Genomic DNA, 19,842 nt, shown 5'->3' with positions numbered 1-19,842 from the left:
CGCACGGTGCGGGGCAGGCGCGGCCCGACCCGGGCTGACCCGACCGTCAGCCCTTCAGGGCACCGGACGACAGGCCTGCGACGTAGAACCGCTGCAGTCCGACGTAGAGCGCGATGCACGGGATCATCGCCACGACCGACCCGGCGACGAGGTTGCCGTACGACACCTGCCCGTACGCTCCGGTCTGCAGGTTGAGCAGCGCTACCGGCAGCGTGTAGAGCGAGTCCTTCGTCAGGAACGTCAGCGCCCCGAGGAACTCGGTCCACGACGCCAGGAACGCGTACAGCGCAGCGGTCGCGGCACCGGGCAGCAGGAGCGGGCGCAGCACCGACACGACGACCCGGAAGCGTGAGGCCCCGTCGACGAACGCCGAGTCCTCGAGCTCGGTCGGGATCGACTCGAACGCGTTCCGCATCACGAACACCCCGAACGGCAGGTTCACCGTCGTGTAGAACAGCACGAGCCCGAGCAACGAGTTCGTGAGCTTCATGGCGTTCATCTCGAGGTACAGCGGGGTGAGGATCGCCTGGAACGGCACCATCATCGTCAGCAGCACCAGGCCGAACACGATGCCCGACCCCCGGAACCGGAAGCGGGCGAAGCCGTACCCGGCCATCGTGGCGATCACCGCGGTCAGCACCGCCGTGGCGATCGACACGATCAACGAGTTGAACACGCCGGTCAGCAGGTGCGACGACGAGCTGAAGACGGCCGCGAAGTTCTGCCAGCCGAGCTGGAAGAAGGTCGCGGGGTCGGCGGCCTGCGTGATGACGGCCTCGGACTGGAACGCCCGCAGGATCGACCACAGCAGCGGGACGCCGAAGACGAGCACTGACCCGACGCCGGCGATCACGTACAGGGTGCGCTTGACGGCGGTGTCGCGGGGGTGCCGGACGCTGCCCTGGTGGTGGCGCCGGCGGTGCCCGTCGCCGGTGGTGGTCAGCGTGCGGGTGGACAGGTCCGGTGCCGCGAGGCCGGCACGGGAGGTCGTGGTGCTCATGGCTCAGTCCTTCTCTCGCAGTGCCCAGAACTGGAACACCGTGACGGCGGCGATGACGACGACCAGGGCGATCGACTCGGCGGTCGCGGCGCCGAGCTGCAGGTTGACGAAGCCACGGTTGTAGATCGCGTTGACGATCGTCGTGGTCTCGGTCCCCGGCCCGCCCTGGGTCAGGATGTAGAACTGGTTGAACGCGAGCAGCGAGCCGATCACCGAGATGATGGCGCTGAGGGCGATGGTCGACCGGATCATCGGCAGGGTGATGAGCCGTTCGGTCTGCCACCAGGACGCACCCTCGAGTTGTGCCGACTCGTACACCTCGTCGGGGATGCCCTGCATGGCCGACATCAGGAGCACCATCGTCAGGCCGGACACCGCCCAGACCACGAGCACGCAGATGAGCAGCGTGGCGAGGGGGCCGTTGACGAGCCAAGCGGTGCTGCCGTCGGTGACGCCGAGCCAGCGGAGCACCATGTTGACGGCTCCGGAGTTCGGCTGCGCCTCGAGCACGAGCATGAACGACAGCGTGGTCAGGCCGACGACGTACGGCAGGAAGAACACCGTCCGCAGCAGGGTGCTGCCCCGTCGCCGTGCCCGGATGAGCACCGCCAGGAAGTAGCCGAGCACCAGGATCGGCACCGTCACGATCGCGGTGTACAGCAGCGTGTACCCGATGGCGTGCACGAACGTCGGGTCCTGGAACAGCGTCAGGTAGTTCTGCAGCCCGATGAACCGGTACGGACCGATCAGGGGCCAGTTCGTGAACGAGATGTAGAGCGCGAACACGAGCGGGGCGAGGACGAACACCGCGACGAAGACGATCGCCGGGGTGACGAGCACGGCGCCGGCGCGCGGCGGGTGTGTGAGCGACCCGCGGGACGGACCCGGGCGGCCCGGGCGGCCCGAGCGGCCCGGGCGACCGGCGCCGCGGCCGACGGTGGGGCGGCCGGCGCCGGTCCGTCGGTTGGAGATGGTGGTCATGTCTGCACCTCTCTGTGCAACGAGCGAGCGAACGAACGAACGAACGAACGAACAGGCGAGCGAGCGACGGTCAGGCCTGGACCTGGTCGAGGATGCGGGTGTAGTCCGCCTGCGCCGTCTTCATCGCGGCAGCGGTGCCCGAGCCGAACACGGCCTCGCGGAACATCGCGAAGTACGGTGACGACGGCTGGTTGTTGAGCAGGTTGTACGCCAGCGTCTGCGGCGCGTAGCCCTTGTCGATGGCGTCGAGCGGCCCGAACGCCAGTGGGAACCGCTTCCGGTACTCGGGCGTCGCGGCGTCGGAGCGGGTGGGGAAGTACCCGCCGTCGGGCAGGGCCTGCTGTTGCTGCAGGCCGTTCGCGTACTGCATGAACGCCCAGCCGCCGGACGGGTTCGCCGCCCCGTTCGGGATGCACATGTTGTCGCCGCCGTCGAAGAACGACCGCCGGCCGTCCCACGACGGGATGAGCACCGTCTGCATCTTCGCCCGCATCGCCTTGGTGGCCGCGGGCACGGTGGCGCCGTACGAGGTCGGGAAGATCCCCACCTTGCCGGCCCGGAAGTCCGCGCCCCAGGTGGTGCCGGCGTCCGAGTACGTCGCCTTCGACAGCGCGCCGTCCTTCCAGAGCTGCCGGTAGAACTCGAGCATCCGCTCCAGTGCTTCGTTGCCGGTGATGTTCGCCGTCTGCTTGCCGACCTCGCCGGACATCATGTCGACACCCGTTGCCCAGACGTGCGGCTGGGTGACGAAGCCGATGATGCCGGCGGCGTTGCCGGAGATCGACCACCCGTAGACGTCATCGTCGAGCTTCCGGATGGCCTTCGCCGCGTCGAGCAGCGTGGAGAGGTCCTTCGTCGACTCCTCGACGTCGAGCCCGGCCCGGTCGAACAGTTCGGTGTTGACGAACAGCTGCGAGTTGTCCGCCAGGTAGGGCAGCCCGTAGTACCGGTCGCGGTACTCGAGCAGTCGCAGGTGGCCCGGTGAGATCGCGTCGAAGTAGTCGAGGCCCTTCACCACGTCGGTCAGGTCGGCGAACGCCTCGCGGAAGATGAACAGCTGCGAGTTGATGTCGTCGATGTCCACGACGTCCGGCGGTTCACCACCGCGGATGGCCGTCGCGAGCTTCGTCACGTACTGACCGTCCGGCACCGGGGTCAGCTCGACCTGCAGCTTCGGGTTCGCCTTGTTGAACCCGGCCACGGCCGACGTCAGCCCTGCCTGGGTCGCGGACCGGCACCAGACGTGCACGGTGCCGGTCGCGTCCTTCCCGAAGCTCGCCACCTCCGCGTCGACCTTCGGCAGGGTGCCGGAGCACCCCGCCAGGGCGAGTGCTGCGCCGCCGGCGACACCGCCGACCAGGAACGCTCTGCGGTCCATCACGTCACCGCGCCAGCGGGAGCCACACGCGCATCGGCGCCGCGCCCCGGTTCGCCCAGGCGTAGTAGGGAACCGCGGTCGCGGTGACCGACGGGAGGCCCGTGGTGGCGCCCTGCGAGCCGGCCGCGTCGTCGATGCTGGTCGCGTCCACGGCGTGATCCGCTCCTCCAGACCGGCTCGCGTCCAGCCGCTGGTACGGCCACGATGCCTGCTCGTGTCCGGCCGGGGCGTGTCCGGGCACGCGCAGCGTGACGATGCCGTCGAGCAGGTCGTCGCGACGTTCCTCGGTGATCGGGGCGACCGCGTCGACCGTCAGGTCGTCGACTGTGAAGCCCTGCTGGTCCGCCTGCTCCACGGCGTACACGAGGGGGCCACGCTCGATGGCGACCTGACCGCGGGCGGCGTCGATGCGGGTGTCGGCCACGTACCGGTGCGGCGTCGTGTCGAAGACGAGCTCGACGGTGTCCCCGGCGCTCCAGTGCCGGTCGACGACGTGCAGCGTGCCCGGCTCCGGGTGCGCTGCGCCGTCTGGTCCCTGCACCGTCGTCGTGTCCGACCAGACCGGGATCCGCAGGCCGAGGGCGAGCGGGCCGTCCTCGGTGACCGTGACGACCACGCGGCCGTCGTGCGGGTAGCCGGTCTCGACCGACACCGGCCCGAGGTCCGCCGTTGCGTACTGGTGGATCTGCAGGCCGCCGTCGGTCGCGGTCGCCAGGTAGCCGTCCAGGCTCGCGAACGTGCGCATGATGTTGGGCGGGCAGCAGGCGCAGTCGAACCAGCCGCGGCGTCCGTGAGCGGGGGAGCGGTTCTCGTCCTGGTGCGCGTGATCCCGCTGCTGCAGGGGGTTCACGTAGAAGTACTCGGTGCCCGCCAGGCTCACGCCGGCCAGGAACGCGTTGTACAGCAGGCGCTCGATCGCGTCGGCGTAGACCGGCTTGCCCGTGGCGAGCAGCAGGCGCCACGCCCACTGCACACCGCCGATGGCCGCGCAGGTCTCGGCGTAGCCACGGTCGGTCGGCAGCTCGTAGGGGTCGCCGAACGCCTCCCAGTCCCAGCGCGCCCCGAGACCGCCGGTGATGAACGCCTTCGTCGCCATCATGTCCGAGAACTGCGTCTCGCTCGCGGCCAGCAGCTCGGTGTCGCCGGTCTCGATCGCGACGTCGACGGCGCCGGCTGCCAGGTACACGGCGCGGACGGCGTGGCCCTCGACCGTCGTTGCCTGTCGGCTCGGCACCCGGTCGGAGAAGTACGTCGGCTCACCGCCGGCGCGCTCGATGATGCCCGTGCCGCGGGCGTCGACGAACCAGTGCGCCAGGTCGAGGTACTCACGGTTGCCGGTCTCGCGGTACAGCTCGACGAGGCCCATCTCGACGACGGGGTGGCCGTCGACGTCGCGGGTCTTCGGCGTGCCGTCCGGGGCGGTGCCGTCACCGAACGTGCGGACCAGGTGGTCGGCGTTCTTGATCGCGACCTCGAGCAGGCCGGTGTCGCCCGTCGCGCGGTGCTGCGCCACGGCCGCCTGGTACAGGTGGCCGGCGCAGTACATCTCGTGGCTCCACTTGAGGTCCGTGTACCGCTCGCCCTTCCCACGGATCTGCTGCACGGAGTCGAGGTAGCCGTCGTCGGCCTGCGCCTGGGCGTACAGGGCGGTGACCTCGCGCTGCAGTTCGAGCAGGTCCTCGGACGGGGCGCGGCCGTACTCCCACGCCACCGCCTCGAGCCACTTCGTCACGTCCGAGTCCATGAAGATCGGGCCGGTGGCCTCGCCCTCCTCGAGCCCGGCGGCGATGCGCAGGTTCCGGAAGTTGCCGGCGGTCTCGAGCAGGGCGTACCCGCCGCGGACCGCGTCACGGCCGTTGCGCTCCTGCCGGAGTGCCCAGAAGCCGCCGGTGATCCGGGCGTCGCCCGTCGGCAGGGGCCGGAGCGTGAGGTGCGCGTCGGCGGTCGGGAGGACCGGGGTCGCGGTGTGCGCACGGCTGTCGGTCGCGAGCGTGGTGGTCATGTCGCCTCCTTGCGATGTGACTGGGACCGTCCCGGTGCCGCCGTTCGTGCAGCAATTCGGAAAACGGTTTCTGTGGTGGACGTTACGACACTGGTCTTCGCGGCGCAAGAGGAGTGCTGGGTTTTCTGCGTATGCTCATCGTCACGTCCCGCGATCCGGAAAGGAACTTGCCGTGACCCTCGAGCGCACCGGTGCCGACCGCAGCACGCAACCCGTCCGGATCACCGACGTCGCCGCCCTTGCCGGGGTGTCGATCGGCACGGCGTCGAAGGCGCTCAACGGCACCGGACAGCTCCGCGACTCCACCCGGGCACGGGTCAAGGATGCCGCCGAGAAGCTCGGGTTCGTCGGCGACGCCCGGGCCCGCGCGCTGTCCTCCGGTCGGACCTACACGGTCGGCATGATCACCACCGACTCCTTCGGTCGGTTCTCGATCCCGGTGCTCCTCGGTGCCGAGGACGCCCTGTCCGCCGGGCAGATGGCGGTCCTGCTCTGCGACACCCGCGACGATCACGTCCGCGAGGCCCACTACCTCCGCTCCCTCGCAGCCCGCGGCGTCGACGGCATCATCGTGACCGGACGGTCCGCCGACCCGCGACCGCCGATCGACGTGGCGATCCCGGTCGTGTACGCGTTCACCCCGTCGACCTCGGCCGACGACGTGTCGATCACCCTCGACGACTCCGCCGGGTCCGCGCTCGTCGCCTCGCACGTGCTGACGCTCGGGCGGCAGCGGGTCGCCGTGGTCACCGGACCCGCGCGGCACCGTTCCGCCGAACGTCGGGTGGCGGGAGCGGCCTCCGTGCTCGGGTCACGACTGGTCACGCCGCCGCTGTTCGGCGAGTGGTCGGAGCGGTGGGGGCGCCAGGCCGTCGACGTGCTCGCGCGGCAGTCGCCCGACGTCGACGCGATCGTGTGCGGCAGTGACCAGATCGCCCGCGGCGTGTGCGATCGGCTGCGGGAGCTCGGGCGATCGGTCCCCGAGGACGTCGCCGTCACCGGGTACGACGACTGGGACGTGATGGCGCTCGCCTCGAGGCCGCCGCTGACGACGGTGGACCTGCGGCTCGAGGAGCTCGGGCGCGTGGCCGGGCAGGCGTTGCTCGGTCTGATCGACGGCGGTGCGGCGGCCTCGGCGACGGTCACCCCGGCCCTCGTCATCCGCGAGAGCACCGCCGGCGCGTAGGGCGGTCGTGGTCCGGCGCGCCGGTGCCGGTGCCGGTTCCGGTTCCGGTGCCGGGTCCGGTTCCGGTTCGCGTTGCGGTCTGCACTGAGCGGTCACGACACCCCGTCCTCCATGCCCGAGTGGTCATGAACCGGCGCCCGGGGTGCCTCCAGCTGACAGTTCGTGACCGCGCCGCGGCGAGGCAACGGGGTGTCGTGACCGCACCGGGCGCGGCCGTTCGGGGTGACACGGTCCGGCGAGCCGGCATGCGCGGGTGCAGGGCAGTGGGTGGTCAGGACACGCGTGGGTACAGGGCAGCGGGTGGTCAGGACACGCGCGAGTGTGGGGCGGTGGGTGGTCGGGACGCGCGCGGGTGTGGGGCGCCGATGGGTCGCACGTCGTCGTCGCCCTCGTTCGTCGCGCGGTCACGACCTGTCGTGCGTAGGACGTCGACCGGTCAGGAACGGTCGGCTGTAGTTGCTCCGGACGACAGTTCGTGACCGGCCGGGAGAACTGAGCGGGGTGTCTCGACTGGTGGGGCAGCCGAGCGGGCGGCGCGCCCGGACGTTGCGAGAGTGAGCGCTCACGTGCCAGGATGTGAGCGCTCACGGAGGACGACGGAGTTCTGGAGGAACGCATGGGCGACGACCCCACCCAGCAGGTCGCGAACGGCCGCACGACACTCGGGATCGAGCTCGGCTCCACCCGCATCAAGGCATGCCTGGTGGACGAGGACCTCGTGCCCATCGCCGCCGGCTCCCACGAGTGGGAGAACGAGTTCGTCGACGGCCGCTGGACCTACTCGCTCGACGCCGTCGAGACCGGCCTCCGGGCCGCGTACGCCGCGCTCGTCGCCGACGTCGAAGCGCAGTTCGGCGTGCGTCCGACCACCTTCCGCGCGGTCGGCGTGAGCGCGATGATGCACGGCTACTTGGCGTTCGACGCCGCGGGCGACCTGCTCGTGCCGTTCCGGACCTGGCGGAACACCTCGACCGGGCCCGCAGCCGAACAGCTCAGCGAGGCACTGGCCTTCAACGTGCCACTCCGCTGGTCGATCGCACACCTGTACCAGGCGGTCCTCGACGAGGAGCCGCACGTGGCCGAGGTCGCGGGCATCACGACGCTCGCGGGCTACGTGCACCGACGACTCACCGGACGCAACGTGCTCGGCGTCGGGGATGCCTCTGGTGTGTTCCCGATCGAGGGCGGACCCGTCGACAGCGGCCCCGGAGACCCGGGCGCGAAGGACTTCGACCATGCGATGCTCGCCACCGCGCAGGACCTGATCGGTGTGCCGGACCTGCGGTCCCTGCTGCCCGAGGTCCTCGTCGCCGGTGCCGAAGCCGGTGAGCTGACCCCCGAAGGTGCCGCGTGGCTCGACCCCACCGGCACGCTCGAACCCGGCGCGCCGCTCTGCCCGCCCGAGGGCGACGCCGGCACCGGCATGGTCGCGACGAACGCCGTCGCACCCCGCACCGGCAACGTCAGCGTCGGCACGAGCATCTTCGCGATGGTGGTCCTCGAGCACCCGCTCAGCACCCCGCACGAGGAACTCGACGTCGTGACCACCCCGGCGGGCGACGCCGTGGCGATGGTGCACTGCAACAACGGCGCCAGCGAGATCGCGAGCTGGGCGAAGGTCTTCGGACGGTTCGCCGAAGCGGCCGGGCAGCCCCTCGACGTCGACACCGTCTACGCGACACTGCTCACCGAATCGATCGCGGACAGCACCGACCCCGACGCCGGCGGCCTGCTCTCGTTCAACTACCTGGCCGGCGAACCCGTCACCCACGTCGAGGACGGCCGGCCCCTGCTGCTCCGCACCCCCGACGCCCGCTTCACCCTGGGCAACCTGGTCCGCTCCGAGGTGCACGGCGCGTTCGCCACCCTGGCGATCGGCATGGACGTGCTGCACGGCGAGCGGGTGCAGGTCGACCGGATGACCGCGCACGGCGGGCTCTTCCGCACGCCCGGTGCCCCGCAGCGTCTGCTCGCCGCGGCACTGCGGGTGCCGATCGCCCTCGAGGAGACCGCGGGCGAGGGCGGGGCGTGGGGCATCGCCGTCCTCGCCGCCTACCTCGAGCACACCGACCAGCAGCTCGCCGACTTCCTGTCGGACACCGTGTTCGGCGGGGACGCCGTGCACGTGGCCGAGCCCGAGCCGGCCGACGTCGACGGCTTCCAGACCTACCTGGGCCGCTACCGGGCCGCACTGCCCGTGCAGGACGTGGCGGCGGCGGCGACCCGCCCCAGCGCGACCACGCGCCCGACCGAGCAGACCGACGGCGCCGACCCGCGCCTCCCGGCAGAGCAGGAAGCGACCCGATGACCGACGCGACCCAGCAGGACGCGACCCAGCACGCCGACGCGACCGACCCGACCACGCGCCAGGCAGTCGCGACCACCCGGGAACGCGTCGCCCGCCTGCACGGCGAACTCGTCCGCTACGGCCTGGTGATCTGGACCGGCGGCAACGTCTCCGAGCGCGTGCCCGGCACCGACCTGTTCGTGATCAAGCCGAGCGGCGTCTCGAGCGACGACCTGACCCCGGAGAACCAGGTCGTCTGCACCCTCGACGGCGAGCCGGCCGACGGTTGGGGCAACGCGCACGGCCCGTCCTCCGACACCGCCGCGCACGCCCACGTCTACCGGAACATGCCCGAGGTCGGCGGTGTCGTGCACACCCACTCGTCGTACGCGACGGCGTGGGCCGCACGAGCGGAACCCATCCCGTGCGTGATCACCGCGATGGCGGACGAGTTCGGCGGGCCGATCCCGGTCGGGCCGTTCGCGATCATCGGTGACGACTCCATCGGCCACGGCATCGTCGAGACGCTGACCGGCCACCGATCCCGCGCGGTCCTCATGCAGAACCACGGCGTCTTCACGATCGGCAAGGACGCGAAGGACGCCGTCAAGGCCGCCGTGATGTGCGAGGACGTCGCCCGCACCGTGCACATCGCGAAGCAGGGCGGGGACGTGGTCCCGATCGCGCAAGCAGACATCGATCGACTCTTCGATCGCTACCAGAACGTCTACGGACAGAACCCCGAAGGAGCCATGCAATGACGCAGGAGACCACCGTCGACCCCCAGGCCACGCTCGACGGCTACGAGGTCTGGTTCCTCACCGGCTCCCAGGGGCTGTACGGCGAGGAGACGCTGCGCCAGGTCGAGGAGCAGAGCAAGGCCGTGCACGCCGAGCTGGCCGGCGCCCTGCCGGTCAAGCTCGTCTGGAAGCCGGTCCTGAAGGACGCCGACGGCATCCGGCGCGCCCTGATCGAGGCCAGCGCCGACGACAAGGTCATCGGCGTCACCACCTGGATGCACACCTTCAGCCCCGCAAAGATGTGGATCGGCGGCCTGCAGGCGCTGACGAAGCCGCTGCTGCACCTGCACACGCAGGCGAACGTCACCCTGCCGTGGGCGGACATCGACTTCGACTTCATGAACCTCAACCAGGCCGCGCACGGCGACCGTGAGTTCGGCTACGCGCTCGCACGCCTCGGTGTCCGGCACGCCACCGCCGTCGGCCACGTCTCGGATCCCCGCGTCCAGCAGCGGGTGTCGAACTGGACCCGTGCCGCAGCCGGCGCCGCAGCCGTCCGTGAGCTGAAGCTCACCCGCTTCGGCGACAACATGCGCTACGTCGCCGTCACCGAGGGCGACAAGACCGAGGCCGAGATCGAGCTCGGCGTGCAGGTGAACACCTGGGCGGTGAACGAGCTGGCGGCAGCGGTGTCCGCTGCGTCGGACCACGAGATCGACGCGCTCGTGGCGACGTACGAGCGCGACTACGACGTGGACCCGTCACTCCGCAGCGCCGGCGGCGAACGACACGCGGCGCTCCGCGACGGCGCCGCCATCGAGATCGGCCTCCGCACCCTGCTCGCGCAGAACGGGTCCGCCGCCTTCACCACCAACTTCGAGGACCTCGGCACGCTCAAGCAGCTGCCCGGCCTCGCGGTCCAGCGCCTGATGGCCGACGGTTACGGCTTCGGCGCCGAGGGCGACTGGAAGACGGCCGTCCTGGTCCGTGCGATGAACGTCGCCGGCGCCGGACTGCCCGGTGGTGCGAGCCTGATGGAGGACTACACCTACGACCTCACCCCGGGTGCCGAGAAGATCCTCGGTGCCCACATGCTCGAGGTCTCGCCCACGCTCACCACCACGAAGCCGACGCTGGAGATCCACCCGCTCGGCATCGGCGGCAAGGACGACCCGGTCCGCCTGGTCTTCACCGCCGACTCCGGCGAGGCCGTGGTGGTCGCGCTCTCCGACACCCGCGACGGCTTCCGCCTGACCGCGAACGTCGTCGACGTCGTGCCGCCGACCGAAGCCCTGCCGAAGCTCCCCGTCGGCCGTGCCGTCTGGGAGCCGCGCCCGTCGTTCCCCGTCGCCGCCGAGGCCTGGCTCACCGCCGGCGCCGCCCACCACACCGTGATGACGACGGCCGTCGGTCTGCAGGTGGTCGAGGACCTGGCGACCATGGTCGGCACCGAGTTCCTGGTCATCGACGAGCACACCACCGCCCGCGGCTTCCGCGACGAGCTGCGTCTCCAGCAGACGTGGCACCGTCTCGACCGCGGCTTCTGAGGGACGCGGACCGTACGATGAGCGACGTGATCGCAGAGCAGCGCACGCGGACGAACTGGGCGGGCAACGTCACCTACCGGGCGTCCGGTCTGGCGCGTCCGACGTCGGTGGCCGCGTTGCAGGAACTGGTCGCGTCGACCCCGCGCCTGACGGCGCTCGGCTCACGGCACTCCTTCAACACGATCGCCGACACCGACGCCGTGCAGGTGTCGTTGCAGGACCTGCCGCCGGTGCTCGACATCGACACGTCGCGTCGTGTGGTCCGCGTGGCCGCCGGCATGACGCACAGTCAGGTCGCGGCCGGTCTGGAGGCCCGTGGCTGGGCACTCGGGAACCTCGCGTCCCTGCCGCACATCTCCACGGCCGGGGCCGTCGCCACGGGCACGCACGGCTCCGGCGTCCGCAACCCGTCGCTCGCGCAGGCGGTGGTCGGGCTCGACGTCGTCCGCGCTTCCGGCGCGATCGAGCACGTCGATGCGTCCTCGCCGGACGGGGCCCTCGACGCCCACCGGGTGGCTATCGGCGCGCTCGGGGTCGTCACCACGGTGGAGCTCGCGATCGAGCCGACGTTCGAGGTCGCCACGACGGTGCACCTCGACCTGCCGTGGGACGCGGTGTCCGAGCACTTCGACCAGGTCATGTCCGACGCCTACTCGGTGTCGATGTTCACCTCGTTCGACGACCGCGGTGCCCGGCAGGTCTGGGTGAAGCACCGCGTGGACGAGCCCTCGCCCACCGTCGACCTCGTCGCCCTCGGAGCGCGGCCCGCCACCGGCCCCGTGCACCCGGGGGAGAACGACCCCGCCGGCGTCACCGAGCAGGGCGGCGTCCCCGGGCCGTGGGCGGAGCGGCTGCCGCACTTCCGGTCCTCGTTCACGCCGTCGACCGGTGCCGAGATCCAGGCCGAGTACTTGATCCCGGCAGCGTCGGCAGTGTCCGCGCTCGAGGCCCTCCGCCCACTCGAGTCGGTGTTCGCGCCGATCCTCATCGCCGCCGAGATCCGTACGATCGCGCCCGACACCGCCTGGCTCGCGCCGTCGTCCGGTCGGCAGTCGGTCGGCATCCACTTCACCTTCCGCCGGGACGCCGCTGCCGTGGCGGCCGCGGTGACGCGGATCGAGGAAGCGCTCGCGCCCTTCGACCCGCGGCCGCATTGGGGCAAGGTGTCCGGCGTGAGCGTCGAGCGTCTGCACGAGGCGTACCCGCGGCTGTCGGACTTCGCCGCGGTCGCCCGCGACGTCGACCCCACGGGCCGGTTCCGCAACGCGTACCTGGCGCGCGTCCTGTCCTGACGGGGCGTGCCGCGTGGCACCACGACTGGGGCGTGCGCGTGACGACACCGGTTCCGTAGCCTCCTCGGAGGCAACGGAGGGGAGCACAGTGACGCTGCCGATCGCCGGGTGGTACCCGGACCCGCAAGACTCGAACCGCACACGGTGGTGGGACGGAGCACGTTGGGGAGCGCTCGCACCCCAACCTGCTGTAGCTGTCCCCGCGCCACAGTGGGAGCCGGCACCGCGTCCGCCCGCGCCGTCGGAGTACCGCGCGGCCGTCACCGAGCAACCGCTCCGAGGGCGGAAGGCCCGGATCGCCAAGGACCGGGCGACCCGTGCAGCGAATCCGTTCGGGTACGCCGGGCTGGTCCTCGCGCTGCTCGGGTTCATCGTCAACGTGTTCGCGATCCCCGGGATCCTGGGGATCGTCTTCGGCGCGATCGGTCTGGCACGCGCCGGGCAGCTCACCGGGCAACGGATCACCGGGTTCGGAGTATCACTCGCAGCGGTCATCCTCGGGTTGGCGGCGTCGGCTGCCTTCGTCGTGCGAGCGGCACAGCTGCTCGCGTGACGACAGGTGTCCCGCACCGTTGAGCGCGATGCGGGACACCCGGGTCCTCAGTCCCTGCGGGACAGGTCGATCAGGAGCCTGACCACGGTCACGAGCAAGCTCGCGATCCCCAGCCAGGGCACCCGACGCCTGGACCGATCATCGGTGTCGTTCGACATCGGTGACCTCCTGGTGTCGTCGCCGGCTGACACGAGGAGCTTCGACCAAGGGATGCGTCGCCGAGCGTGCTCGGCTACCATCGGTTCCGAGCGTTGGACTCGGGATGGTTGGTTCATCCCTTGGCTTTCCACTCGGAAGGCAAATCGAAGCCCGGAACTGTTGTCGCAGTCCCGGGCTTCGTGCTTTCGCCCGGATCGCGCTCCGGCGGTGGCGCGACCGGGTCAAGCCTACGACGAACTGTCCGGTGACATTCCGGTCGTTGCTCACAGCGGTTTCCCGCCGGATGTGCGGGCGACCCGCCGGTTCGTCGCTGGGAGCGCACATGTGCATCCACAAAGGTCGGGGGATGGCGAACTTCAACCGCATCCTCGGCATGGCCTCGAAGGTCATCGACAAGCAGCTCCAGAAGCGTGGGCAGGGGGACGGTGCGCCCGGCAACGGAGCGCAGCGCGCTGGCGGGACCGACTGGCGTGACGTCGTCCGCGGTGCAGCGGACCGGCTGACGGGCGACGACCGGAGCCAGCAGCAGCGGCCGCAGCAGCAGTACGGCCAGCCGCAGCAGCAGCAGTACGGCCAGCAGCAGTACGGCCAGGCGCCCCAGCAGCAGTACGGCCAGCAGCAGTACGGGCAGCCGCAGCAGCACGGCCCGGCCGACTCGGACAAGGTCGCACTCGCGAAGTACGACTACCTGCTCCGCACCTCGTCGCCGGACCAGCTCGAGCAGGTCCACCACGACGCCTTCGCCCGCCTCACCCCGGCGCAGCGGCAGCAGGTGCGCAACCGCCTGAACTCCGAGCTCCCGCCGCACGAGCACCTGCGCGACGACTCGGCGGGCGGCATGGCCCGCGCGATGACCCGCGGCGAGGTCCGCCGTCCGGGCCTGATCCGCCGCGTCCTCGGCGGCTCGAGCAACGGCAACGGCAACGGCCGCGGGCGTGGTGGCGCCTTCGCCGGCGGTGCCGCGGTCGGCGCCGGCGCGATGGCGCTCGGCGGCATCGGTGTCGCGGTCGCCGGGGGAGCGGTGCTGAGCGCCGCCGCCGGGCCCGTGCTGGCCGAGGCCGCGAACCTCGGCGTCGACTTCGACGGCATCGCCTCCGGCATCGGCGACCTCGGCGGTGGCTTCGAGGGGATCGCGGGCGAGGGTGAGCAGCTCCTCGGCGGCCTCGGTGAGCAGGCCTCGAACCTGGGCAACGACTTCCTCGGGGGCCTGTTCGACCGCTGACCCACGTCCCTCGGGTGGACTCGGTGCAGATCCATCGGGAATAGACGGACGTCGCGCGGCACTTGGATTGTTTCGTCGTGCGACGTCTGTCGCACGTGTGATTCGGACGGACGACCGCCGCGGTGTCAGGATGGACGCCGCCCGGCGACCCGGTCCGTGCAACCACAGCGGCTGCAGCACGGTCGCCACCACCCTTCCCACGAGGAGCACCACCGTCATGAGACGCCCGAACCGCCTGACGATCACCGCGGCCGTCGCCGCAGCAGCAGCCCTGGTCCTGACCGGCTGCTCGGGTGGGAGCTCGTCCGACGACGGTGACGGCACGGCCAAGGGCGGCACGCTCAACATCCTGACGACGGCCACCGCGGTGCACCTCGACCCGGCGACGAGCCAGAACCTGAACATCACCACCTTGGGTCTGGTGCTCCGCCGGCTGACGGCGTGGGACGTCGAGCCCGGCAAGGCCGCCAAGGTGGTGCCGGACCTGGCGACGAACATCGGCGACTCGAGCGACGGCGGCAAGACCTGGACGTACCACCTGAAGGACGGGCTGAAGTTCCAGGACGGCACGCCGATCACCACGAAGGACATCAAGTGGGGCATCGAGCGCTCGTTCGCGCCGACCCTGACCGGTGGCCTGAGCTACCACAAGTCGCTCCTGGTGGGTGGCGAGGACTACAAGGGCCCGTTCGACGGCAAGACCCTCGACAGCATCGAGACGCCTGACGACTCGACCATCGTCTTCAAGCTCAACGCCGCGTACGGCGACTGGCCGTGGCTCGTGTCGATGCCGGCGTTCGCTCCGGTTCCCGACGGCGACGGCACGGACACGGGTGCGTACGACAGCAAGCCGGTCGCGTCCGGGCCGTACCAGGTGCAGTCGAACACCCAGGGCTCGCAGATCACCCTCGTCCGGAACAAGGAGTGGAGCGCGAAGACCGACGACGTCCGCACCGCCGGCCCGTCGAAGGTCGTGTTCAAGGAGAGCCAGGATCCGTCGACCGTCACGCAGACGCTGATCGCCGACAACGGTGACGCGAAGGACTCCTTCGGTGCGAGCTACCTGGGCGCAGCCGAGCTGAACCAGGTGCGGAGCAACCCCGCCGCCCAGGACCGCCTCGCCACGTCGAAGGCCGGCCCGATCAACTACATGGCGATCAACACCCAGAAGGGATCGCTCAAGGACCTCAAGGTCCGTCAGGCCCTGCAGTACGCCGTCGACAAGAAGTCGTACCGGATCGCTGCGGGCGGCGCGCTCGCCGGTTCGTACGCCACGACCCTCATCACCCCGGGCATCGCGGGCCGCGAGGACTACGACCTGTACAAGCCCGGCGCGAACGGTGACGTCGCGAAGGCGAAGCAGCTCCTCAAGGACGCGGGCGTGTCCGACCTCAAGCTGACCCTGGCGACCCAGAACGACCCGACCTACCTCGCCCAGGCGCAGGCGCTGCAGTCCGGCCTCAAGCGCGCCGGCATCACCGTCACGCTGAAGCCGCTGGACGCGGACTCGTTCTACACGGCGACGACCGACGGCACCGACTTCGACCTGGCGCTGTTCAGCTGGCAGCCGGACTTCCCGAGCGCGAACGCCAACATCCAGCCGCTCTACGACTCGTCGCAGATCGGTGGCGGCGGCTACAACGTCTCGAAGTACAGCAACCCCGACGTGGACGCCCTGATCGAGAAGGCCAGCGCCACCGTCGACCAGCAGGACGCGCAGAAGCTGTGGGTCGAAGCGGACAAGAAGATCATGGCCGACGCGCCGATCGTCCCGCTGACCTACGCGAAGCAGTCGTTCCTGGCCGGTTCGAACGTGCAGAACTTCCAGATCGCGGACTTCCCGGCGTACCCGAACTACCTCAAGGTCTCGCTCGCGAAGTGAGTTCGCCGCTGCTCGAGGTCGAGGGGCTCCACGTCGCGTTCGGCGACGCGGAGCCCGTCGTCCGTGACGTCTCCTTCACCCTGACCCCCGGCCGTGTGCTCGCCCTCGTGGGGGAGTCCGGCTCCGGCAAGTCCGTCAGCGCCATGAGCGTGCTCGGCCTGCTGCCGCCCGAGGCGCGGGTCTCCGGCAGCGTCCGGTTCCGTGGCGAGGAGCTCGTCGGCGCTTCCGACGACACGCTCCGTGCCGTTCGCGGCGCCGGCATCGGCGTCGTGTTCCAGGAACCGATGAACTCGTTCACGCCGGTGCTGTCCATCGGCACGCAGGTCGCCGAGGCGATCCGGGCGCACCCGACGGACCTGGATCGTGCAGCGGTCTCCGCGCGCGTCGACGAGCTCCTGCGTGCCGCAGGCCTCACCGACCCCGAGCGCATCCGCAAGGCCTACCCGCACGAACTGTCCGGCGGGCAGTTGCAGCGCGCAATGATCGCGATGGCCCTGGCCGGGGACCCGGTCGCGCTGATCGCCGACGAGCCGACGACCGCCCTGGACGTCACGGTGCAGGCCGGGATCCTCGACCTGCTCCGCCGACTCGGTCGCGAGCGCTCCTTGGCCGTCCTGCTCATCACGCACGACATGGGTGTGGTGGCGGACGTCGCGGACGAGCTCCTGGTGATGCGCCGCGGCGACCCCGTCGAGCACGGGACGGTTGCGGAGGTCTTCGCGCACCCGTCCGCCGACTACACGCGCGAGCTCCTCGCGGCCGTCCCCAGCCTGGAGGCCCGTGGCGGCGCCGCCGACGCTGCTGCGGATGTCGAAGGGGACCCGTCCACTGCCCGGGCCGACGTGGCGGAGGCGAGTCGCGCCTCCCGTCCGCTGGTCGCGCAGCTGCGCGACGTCGCCGTGCGGTACTCGCGCCGCGGCGGACCGACCGTGTCGGGCATCGACCTGGACCTGCGCGCCGGCGAGACCGTCGGCCTGGTCGGGGAGTCCGGGTCCGGCAAGTCGACCATCGGTCGCGCCCTGGCGGGCCTGGTGCCCGTCGTCGAGGGCTCGGTCGAGGTCGACGGCAGCGACCTGCGGACCGCCAGGGGCCGACGGCTCCGCGAGCTCCGCAGCCGCGTCGGCATCGTCTTCCAGGACCCGGCGTCGTCGCTCAACCCGCGGCAGACCATCGGCTGGAGCATCGCCGAGCCGCTGCTCGTGCACGGGACCGCCTCGGCGGCCGACCGCGCAGAACGTGTCCGTGAACTGCTGACCGCCGTGCAGCTCGACCCGTCGTGGGCCGAGCGGTTCCCGCACCAGCTCTCCGGCGGGCAGCGCCAGCGCGTTGCCGTCGCGCGGGCGCTGGCGCTCCGTCCGGCGCTCGTCATCGCCGACGAGCCCACCTCGGCGCTCGACGTCACCGTGCAGGCAGCCGTGCTCGACCTGCTCGCACAGCTGCAGGACGAGTTCGGGTTCGGCATGCTCCTCATCAGCCACGACCTCGCCGTCGTCCGGCAGCTCGCTGACGAGGTCGTCGTCCTGCACGACGGTCGCGTGGTCGAGCGGGGGACCACGGACGCCGTGCTCGACGACCCGCAGCAGGACTACACGCGCATGCTGCTCGCAGCGGCGCCCGTCGCCGATCCCGTGCGACAGGCGGCCCGCCGCGAGGCCTGGCGCGCCTGGGAAGGAGTGTCCTCGTGACCGCCAACGTCGTCGAGCGCCCCGTGGCCTCGTCCGGACGCACCACCGGCTTCCGCGCCGTGGTGCGCCGCATCCGGCAGGACCGCTGGGCCGTGACCTCGGCCGTCGTCATCGTGGTGTTCCTCGTGGTCGCCGTCGCGGCGCCGCTCATCAGTGCCGTCACCGGGCAGGACCCGTACGGGTACGACATCGACGCGCTCAACTCGTTCGGTGCACCGAAGGGCTTCGGCGGGGGGATCAGCGCCGAGCACTGGTTCGGCGTCGAGCCGCTGACGGGTCGCGACCTGTTCGCGATCGTGACGTACGGTGCCCGGACGTCGCTCGGCATCGGGCTCGCCGCGACCTTCCTGTCGATCGTCATCGGGGTGCTCGTCGGCGTCACCACCGGCTTCTTCGGCGGCTGGTACGACCGCGTGCTCTCCCGCGTGGTCGACGTGATCTTCGGCTTCCCGTCGCTCGTCTTCATGATCGCCCTGACCGCGATCGTGCCGACGTCGTTCCCGAAGCCCGTCCTGGTCGTGCTCGTCATCGGGTTCTTCGGCTGGCCGTCCGTCGCCCGCGTGGTCCGCGGCCAGACACTGTCGCTCGTCAGTCGGAACTACGTCGTCGCCTCCACGGCGATGGGCGCTGGCCGGTGGCACGTCATCCGCACCCAGCTGCTGCCGAACCTGGCGGCGACGATCACCGTCTACGCGACGATCTCGATCCCGTCGATGATCGGCGCCGAAGCCGCGCTGTCGTTCCTGGCGGTCGGCGTGACCCCGCCGACGCCCTCGTGGGGCCGCAGCATCGGCGACGCCGTCGGTTGGGTGCAGACCGACCCGATGTACCTCGTGTTCCCCGGAGTGGCACTGTTCCTCATCACCCTCGCGTTCAACGTGCTCGGCGACGCGCTGCGTGACGCCCTCGACCCGAGAGGAGCACGCCGATGAGCACCTTCCGCTTCATCGCGATCCGCGTCCTCGGTGCAGCCGTCGTGCTGCTCGTCGTCGCCGCGATCACCTACGCCCTGTTCATGCTGCTGCCGACGAACCCCGCGCGGGCGATCTGCGACAAGCCCTGCACGCCGGACCGGCTGCGCGAGGTGCAGGCGTTCCTGGGCACCGACAAGCCGTGGCTGGCGCAGTTCGGCGCCTACCTGGCGGGGATCTTCACCGGCCGCACGTTCGGGAGCGGCACGTCCGTGATCACCTGCGCCGCACCGTGCTTCGGGTACTCGTTCCAGCTGCACGAGAGCGTCACCGACCTGATCCTGTCCCGCCTGCCCGTCACCGCGTCGATCGCCGTCGGCGCCGCCGTGCTGTGGCTCGTCGCCGGGGTGTTCGGCGGAGCGGTCTCGGCGCTCCGTCGCGGCACGTTCGTCGACCGGGCCGTGATGACCGTCGCGGTCGCCGGGGTCTCGTCGCCGGCGTACCTGATCGGGTTGCTCGGCATCCTGCTGTTCGGGTTCGTGCTCGGGATCCTGCCGACGAGCGGGTACGTCGCGTTCACCGACGACCCGGTCGGCTGGTTCACCCACCTGATCCTGCCGTGGTGCGTGCTCGCGTTCATCAGCGCCGCGATCTACGCGCGCCTGACCCGTGGCGAGATGCTCGAGTCGATGTCGCAGGACTTCGTGCGGACCGCTCGGGCCAAGGGCCTGCGCGAGCGCCAGGTCGTCGTGCGGCACGGACTGCGCACCGCGATCCTGCCGGTGGTGACGCTGTTCGGGCTCGACCTCGGGTCGCTGCTCGGCGGTGCGGTCATCACCGAGAAGGTGTTCTCGATGCAGGGCCTCGGCGCGCTGCTCATCGACGCCGTGCACACCCTCGACCTGCAGGTCGTCGTGGGCTTCACGTTGTTCTCGGCGCTGTTGATCGTCACGGCGAACGTGATCGTCGACGTGGTCTACGCGTTCGTCGACCCGCGGGTGCGGCGCCGGGCGTAGC

Annotated in this window: 15 protein-coding genes; 11 read left to right on the top strand and 4 right to left on the bottom strand. The window is 70.9% G+C overall.

Annotated elements, in window-relative coordinates:
- Positions 1-46: 46 nt before the first annotated feature.
- The 4 genes from M4960_RS05870 to M4960_RS05855 all read right to left on the bottom strand — a co-directional run bounded on the left by M4960_RS05870 (position 47) and on the right by M4960_RS05855 (position 5,361).
- On the bottom strand, positions 47-1,000 hold the full coding sequence (locus tag M4960_RS05870; RefSeq protein WP_123314062.1) for a carbohydrate ABC transporter permease: 954 nt from the start codon (positions 998-1,000) through the stop codon (positions 47-49).
- A 3-nt stretch (positions 1,001-1,003) separates the two neighbouring features.
- A complete protein-coding gene (locus M4960_RS05865) occupies positions 1,004-1,981 on the bottom strand; it encodes a carbohydrate ABC transporter permease (protein WP_248703718.1) in 978 nt (325 codons plus the stop codon).
- Positions 1,982-2,051: 70 nt separating this feature from the next.
- On the bottom strand, positions 2,052-3,359 hold the full coding sequence (locus M4960_RS05860; protein ID WP_248703717.1) for a sugar ABC transporter substrate-binding protein: 1,308 nt from the start codon (positions 3,357-3,359) through the stop codon (positions 2,052-2,054).
- A gap of 4 nt (positions 3,360-3,363) precedes the next feature.
- Positions 3,364-5,361, bottom strand: a complete 1,998-nt coding sequence (locus tag M4960_RS05855; RefSeq protein WP_248703716.1) for a glycoside hydrolase family 127 protein — start codon at positions 5,359-5,361, stop codon at positions 3,364-3,366.
- 172 nt (positions 5,362-5,533) lie between these two features.
- Here M4960_RS05855 and M4960_RS05850 point away from each other — a divergent pair, with 172 nt between their 5' ends.
- The 11 genes from M4960_RS05850 (at position 5,534) to M4960_RS05800 (ending at position 19,841) form a co-directional block, all read left to right on the top strand.
- Complete coding sequence (locus tag M4960_RS05850; RefSeq protein ID WP_194672112.1) at positions 5,534-6,547, top strand: LacI family DNA-binding transcriptional regulator; 1,014 nt, start codon at positions 5,534-5,536, stop codon at positions 6,545-6,547.
- 616 nt (positions 6,548-7,163) lie between these two features.
- Positions 7,164-8,855, top strand: coding sequence for a xylulokinase (locus tag M4960_RS05845; protein WP_173169226.1), 1,692 nt, complete (start codon positions 7,164-7,166; stop codon positions 8,853-8,855).
- Positions 8,852-9,595 (top strand): L-ribulose-5-phosphate 4-epimerase, encoded by a 744-nt coding sequence (locus tag M4960_RS05840; protein WP_248703715.1) that lies wholly within the window; start codon positions 8,852-8,854, stop codon positions 9,593-9,595. Before M4960_RS05845 ends, M4960_RS05840 begins: the two co-directional genes overlap by 4 nt.
- Positions 9,592-11,121, top strand: coding sequence for an L-arabinose isomerase (gene araA / locus M4960_RS05835; protein WP_194672114.1), 1,530 nt, complete (start codon positions 9,592-9,594; stop codon positions 11,119-11,121). Before M4960_RS05840 ends, araA begins: the two co-directional genes overlap by 4 nt.
- A 26-nt stretch (positions 11,122-11,147) precedes the next feature.
- Positions 11,148-12,413 carry a D-arabinono-1,4-lactone oxidase gene (locus M4960_RS05830; protein WP_308221994.1) on the top strand — a complete coding sequence of 422 codons (1,266 nt, stop codon included), beginning with the start codon at positions 11,148-11,150 and terminating at the stop codon, positions 12,411-12,413.
- 88 nt (positions 12,414-12,501) lie between these two features.
- A complete protein-coding gene (locus M4960_RS05825; protein ID WP_123938488.1) occupies positions 12,502-12,966 on the top strand; it encodes a DUF2510 domain-containing protein in 465 nt (154 codons plus the stop codon).
- A gap of 505 nt (positions 12,967-13,471) precedes the next feature.
- Entirely contained in the window at positions 13,472-14,347 is an 876-nt protein-coding gene (locus M4960_RS05820) for a cation-transporting ATPase (protein WP_248703713.1), read from the top strand.
- A 217-nt stretch (positions 14,348-14,564) separates the two neighbouring features.
- Positions 14,565-16,229: an ABC transporter substrate-binding protein gene (locus M4960_RS05815; protein WP_248703712.1), complete on the top strand. Its 1,665-nt coding sequence runs from the start codon at positions 14,565-14,567 to the stop codon at positions 16,227-16,229.
- Entirely contained in the window at positions 16,226-17,914 is a 1,689-nt protein-coding gene (locus M4960_RS05810; RefSeq protein ID WP_248703711.1) for an ABC transporter ATP-binding protein, read from the top strand. The genes M4960_RS05815 and M4960_RS05810 overlap by 4 nt, the downstream gene beginning before the upstream one ends.
- On the top strand, positions 17,911-18,846 hold the full coding sequence (locus M4960_RS05805; protein ID WP_123291939.1) for an ABC transporter permease: 936 nt from the start codon (positions 17,911-17,913) through the stop codon (positions 18,844-18,846). Before M4960_RS05810 ends, M4960_RS05805 begins: the two co-directional genes overlap by 4 nt.
- Complete coding sequence (locus tag M4960_RS05800) at positions 18,843-19,841, top strand: ABC transporter permease (RefSeq protein ID WP_132099965.1); 999 nt, start codon at positions 18,843-18,845, stop codon at positions 19,839-19,841. The genes M4960_RS05805 and M4960_RS05800 overlap by 4 nt, the downstream gene beginning before the upstream one ends.
- The last annotated feature ends 1 nt before the right edge of the window (position 19,842 follow it).

Source organism: Curtobacterium sp. MWU13-2055 (assembly GCF_023242305.1).
Classification (GTDB): domain Bacteria; phylum Actinomycetota; class Actinomycetes; order Actinomycetales; family Microbacteriaceae; genus Curtobacterium.
The sequence above is the reverse complement of the archived record's forward strand: the minus strand, read 5'-3'. Positions and strand labels throughout refer to the sequence as shown.

Bases quoted from the DNA above. Each gene is read 5' to 3' on its own strand.
- M4960_RS05855 (WP_248703716.1), bottom strand. From the start codon at position 5,361: ATGACCACCACGCTCGCGACCGACAGCCGTGCGCACACCGCGACCCCG.
- M4960_RS05840 (WP_248703715.1), top strand. From the start codon at position 8,852: ATGACCGACGCGACCCAGCAGGACGCGACCCAGCACGCCGACGCGACC.
- M4960_RS05820 (WP_248703713.1), top strand. From the start codon at position 13,472: ATGGCGAACTTCAACCGCATCCTCGGCATGGCCTCGAAGGTCATCGAC.
- M4960_RS05815 (WP_248703712.1), top strand. From the start codon at position 14,565: ATGAGACGCCCGAACCGCCTGACGATCACCGCGGCCGTCGCCGCAGCA.
- M4960_RS05800 (WP_132099965.1), top strand. From the start codon at position 18,843: ATGAGCACCTTCCGCTTCATCGCGATCCGCGTCCTCGGTGCAGCCGTC.
- M4960_RS05870 (WP_123314062.1), bottom strand. From the start codon at position 1,000: ATGAGCACCACGACCTCCCGTGCCGGCCTCGCGGCACCGGACCTGTCC.
- M4960_RS05865 (WP_248703718.1), bottom strand. From the start codon at position 1,981: ATGACCACCATCTCCAACCGACGGACCGGCGCCGGCCGCCCCACCGTC.
- M4960_RS05845 (WP_173169226.1), top strand. From the start codon at position 7,164: ATGGGCGACGACCCCACCCAGCAGGTCGCGAACGGCCGCACGACACTC.
- araA (WP_194672114.1), top strand. From the start codon at position 9,592: ATGACGCAGGAGACCACCGTCGACCCCCAGGCCACGCTCGACGGCTAC.
- M4960_RS05860 (WP_248703717.1), bottom strand. From the start codon at position 3,359: ATGGACCGCAGAGCGTTCCTGGTCGGCGGTGTCGCCGGCGGCGCAGCA.